We start from the raw sequence: 3,629 nt of genomic DNA, 5'->3' as shown, positions 1-3,629 counted from the left end.
ATTTTTATCTATTTTTAATTCTTTTTTATAGTTTAAATCTATATTTTTTAAGTTTACTTCTAGCTATTTTTATAATATTTTTAAGTGTTTTTTTATTTTTTATTTTTTAAATAGAATTTATATTTTATTAAAATTTCTTTGATTATAGAAAATTTTAAAAATAATTTAAAATATATAATAAATATACTTTTTATAATATACAAATTATTATAGATAATCATAAAAAAAGGGATTTTTAATGAAAAAATCAAGATTAAATTTATTTAAGTCTACATCCATGTTAGTATCAATATTAGGTGTTATTATGATTATTGCAACTATTGTAGTTGTAGCTTATATTGGTTTTAATATGGTTTCTTCTGGAATTACTACTGGTATTTCATCTGGAAATCAATATGATGAATTATCTCAATTAAAAGCAAATTATACTGCTTTAGAATCTCAGTTTAATAATTCTGAAAGTTCTATTGATAATAATAAATATGATGATATTAAACTTGAGTTAACTAGATCTAGTGGAGATATTGATGATGTTGATAGTGCTCTAGCTGCCGGTAAATCTTCGCAAGAAGTTAACAATAGAATTGCTATTGCTAAAAAAGAACTTAATTATACTAAAAAATTAATTGATGAATCTACTAATTCATCATAATATTTTTTATTTTTGTTTTATTTTTTATTTTTATTGTTTTGTCTGTTTTTTGTGTTTTTGTTTTATTTTTTATTTTTATTGTTTTGTCTGTTTTTTGTGTTTTTGTTTTATTTATGTTTTGTTTTATTTTTAAAACCTAATCCTACAATATACATTTCTCTACTTTTTTTACGTGATGAAGGAGGTTTTGTTGTTTTTAAAATTTTAAATTTTTTATTAAGTTTTTCAATTAAATGTTTATATTCTGGTCCTTGGAAAACTTTAATTACAATATTTCCATGTTCTTCTAAGATATTATCTGCAATATCAATTACAACATTTATTAAATCAATACTTCTAAGATGGTCTATATCTCTGATTCCAGTAAGTGAAGGGGAGGCATCTGATACAATTACTTTTGCTTTACCTCCAATTAATTTAATTATTTTATTTTGAACTTCTTCAGTTGTAAAATCTCCTCTGATTCTATAATAATTTTCATTTGGAAGTGGTTTTATTCTATTTAAATCTACCCCAACAACGATTCCATTTTCTTCAACTTTTTCAAGAGCAATTTGTGACCATCCACCAGGAGCAGCACCTAAATCTACTACAGTATCTCCTTTTTTTATAATTCTATATTTTTTATCTAGTTGTTTTAATTTATATGATGCTCTTGAACGATATTCATTAGCTTTTGCTCTTTTATAATAGGGATCATTTTTTCTTTCCATTTCCCATCTACTACCCATATATTCACACCTTACAATTTTATAGTTCTATATATTATATATTATAATTTATTTTAATAATTTTACATGTATTTTATTAAATTTCATTAATTTATTTAAATGAGTTTTATTTTTTCATATTTTTTTCTAAAAATATTGTTGATTTACAGCTTGGCATTCCAACTTGTATTGCTTCAATATCTACATTACCTTCTTTTATTTCCATAATCATTACTGATGGATCTGAAAGTCTTGGGCTTGTTGGACTTCCAGGATTTACTAAAAGAACATCTTTCACAGTATCTATTGTTGGAATATGTGAATGTCCACTAACAAGTATTTTTACACCTAATTCTTCAGCTAAATAATATAATTGTTGTTTATCTCCTTTAGGATAAACTTCTCCATGGATTAAACCAATTTTTATATTTTCTTTTTCAATTACTCTGTATTTTGGAAGTTCTATATTATTATACCTATCCATATTTCCTTGTACTGCAATTGTTGGGGCTATTTTTTCTAGTTCACTTATAACTGATTTATTAGTTAAATCTCCAGCATGTAAAATTAAATCGACAGATCTAAATGCTTCATAAACTTTTTCTGGTAGTTTATTACATCTATCTGGTATATGTGTATCGGAAATTAAACCTATTTTCATAGAATCACTTCATTAATGATTATTTTTATATTTTTTTTATTTTTTAATAATGAGTTTTTTTATTATTTTGTATATTATTTATATATAATTTTTTTATTTATTGTTTAATAAATTATAACTTATTTTTTTGTTTTATTAGTTTTTATTAAAATTTAAATAAAAAATATTATATGTTTTTAATTACATAGTGAAAATTATATCTATTTTTAAAAGGAGATTAATGATGGGAGAAATTAAAAAGGAAAATATTTTGGATATTTTAGATGGATATGATAAAGAAAATATTACTATTGCTACTTTAGGTAGTCACACTTCTTTACACATTTTGCGTGGTGCTCAATTAGAAGGTTTTAGAACTGCTATAGTATGTGAAAAAGGTCGTGAAGTACCATATGAACGTTTTGGCGTTGCTGATGAATTTATAATGGTTGATAAATTTAAAGATATTGTTAATGAAGATGTTCAACAAAAACTTCGTGATATGAATGCTATTGTTATACCACATGGATCTTTTGTTGCTTATGCAGGATTAAGTAATGTTGAAGATAAATTTAATGTACCTATGTTTGGTAATAGGGATATTTTAAGATGGGAAGCAGAAAGAGATAAAGAAAGAAAAATGTTAGTAAATGGTAATATCAGGATTCCTAGAAAATTTGATAGTCCTGCTGATATTGATCGTGAAGTCATGGTTAAATTCCCTGGTGCTAGAGGAGGTAGAGGTTATTTCATCTGTTCTAGTCCTGAAGAATTTGATAAAAAAATTGATGACATGAAAAATCGTGGATGGATTGAAGATTCTGATGTTGCTGAAGCACATATTGAAGAATATGTTTGTGGTTGTAATTACTGTATACATTATTTCTACTCTGCATTGAATGATGAAGTAGAATTAATGGGTATGGATAGTAGGTATGAATCATGTATTGATGGTTTAGTAAGAATGCCTGCTAAAGATCAAATTGAAACAAATTTATCTCCTTCTTATGTTGTAACTGGTAATCATCCTGTAGTTATAAGAGAATCATTACTTACTCAAGTATTTGATTTAGGTGATAAATTAGTAAAAAGTGCTAAGGAATTAGTTAAACCTGGTTTAAATGGTCCTTTCTGTTTACAAACTCTTGTAAATGATAATCTTGAATTAGTTGTATTTGAAACAAGTGCTAGAGTTGATGGTGGAACTAATACTTTTATGAATGGTTCTCCTTATTCTTACCTTAAATATGGTGAAGGTATGAGTATGGGTAGAAGAATTGCAATTGAAATTAAAAATGCTATTGAAAGAGATGAATTAGATAAAGTAATTACATAATTATTATAATTAATTTTAGCTGTCTTGAGGACAAACTTAAAAAAGAGTATATTAAGGTAATTTGAGAATTATCTTAAATATTTTTTTATTTATTTATTTGGAATACTTGCTATTTTATTTAAATTAGTTTAATTTTTCCTGTTTTAATATAAGAATTTTAATTTTATTATATTGAATAATTGTTAAAAAAAGTTATTTATTTAAAGAGTTTTTTATTAATTTTTAATTTAAATTTAGCTATTTTTTATTTAGAAAAAGTTTTTTTTAAATATATTTTAAAATTAGTTTTTT

Annotated in this window: 4 protein-coding genes; 2 read left to right on the top strand and 2 right to left on the bottom strand. The window is 23.8% G+C overall.

Translation table 11 applies throughout. The features are described from left to right. The first annotated feature begins 238 nt into the window (after positions 1–238). On the top strand, positions 239–652 hold the full coding sequence (locus tag BGI41_RS07160) for a hypothetical protein (RefSeq protein ID WP_088539935.1): 414 nt from the start codon (positions 239–241) through the stop codon (positions 650–652). A 107-nt stretch (positions 653–759) separates the two neighbouring features. Here the strand turns inward: BGI41_RS07160 and BGI41_RS07155 are convergent, their stop codons facing one another. Both BGI41_RS07155 and BGI41_RS07150 read right to left on the bottom strand, forming a co-directional pair. Next, complete coding sequence (locus BGI41_RS07155; RefSeq protein ID WP_088539933.1) at positions 760–1,383, bottom strand: RlmE family RNA methyltransferase; 624 nt, start codon at positions 1,381–1,383, stop codon at positions 760–762. A 106-nt stretch (positions 1,384–1,489) separates the two neighbouring features. Then, positions 1,490–2,023 carry a metallophosphoesterase gene (locus tag BGI41_RS07150; RefSeq protein WP_088539931.1) on the bottom strand — a complete coding sequence of 178 codons (534 nt, stop codon included), beginning with the start codon at positions 2,021–2,023 and terminating at the stop codon, positions 1,490–1,492. A 223-nt stretch (positions 2,024–2,246) separates the two neighbouring features. Here BGI41_RS07150 and BGI41_RS07145 point away from each other — a divergent pair, with 223 nt between their 5' ends. Continuing rightward, positions 2,247–3,338: a formate--phosphoribosylaminoimidazolecarboxamide ligase gene (locus tag BGI41_RS07145; RefSeq protein WP_088539929.1), complete on the top strand. Its 1,092-nt coding sequence runs from the start codon at positions 2,247–2,249 to the stop codon at positions 3,336–3,338. Positions 3,339–3,629: the final 291 nt, after the last annotated feature.

The sequence above is a fragment of the Methanobrevibacter sp. 87.7 genome (assembly GCF_002208625.1).
Lineage (GTDB): Archaea > Methanobacteriota > Methanobacteria > Methanobacteriales > Methanobacteriaceae > Methanarmilla.
This window is presented reverse-complemented; position numbering and strand designations above follow the sequence as displayed.

What these genes read in the sequence shown, in the direction of transcription:
- BGI41_RS07160 (WP_088539935.1), top strand. Translation starts at nt 239, where the DNA reads ATGAAAAAATCAAGATTAAATTTATTTAAGTCTACATCCATGTTAGTA.
- BGI41_RS07155 (WP_088539933.1), bottom strand. Translation starts at nt 1,383, where the DNA reads ATGGGTAGTAGATGGGAAATGGAAAGAAAAAATGATCCCTATTATAAA.
- BGI41_RS07150 (WP_088539931.1), bottom strand. Translation starts at nt 2,023, where the DNA reads ATGAAAATAGGTTTAATTTCCGATACACATATACCAGATAGATGTAAT.
- BGI41_RS07145 (WP_088539929.1), top strand. Translation starts at nt 2,247, where the DNA reads ATGGGAGAAATTAAAAAGGAAAATATTTTGGATATTTTAGATGGATAT.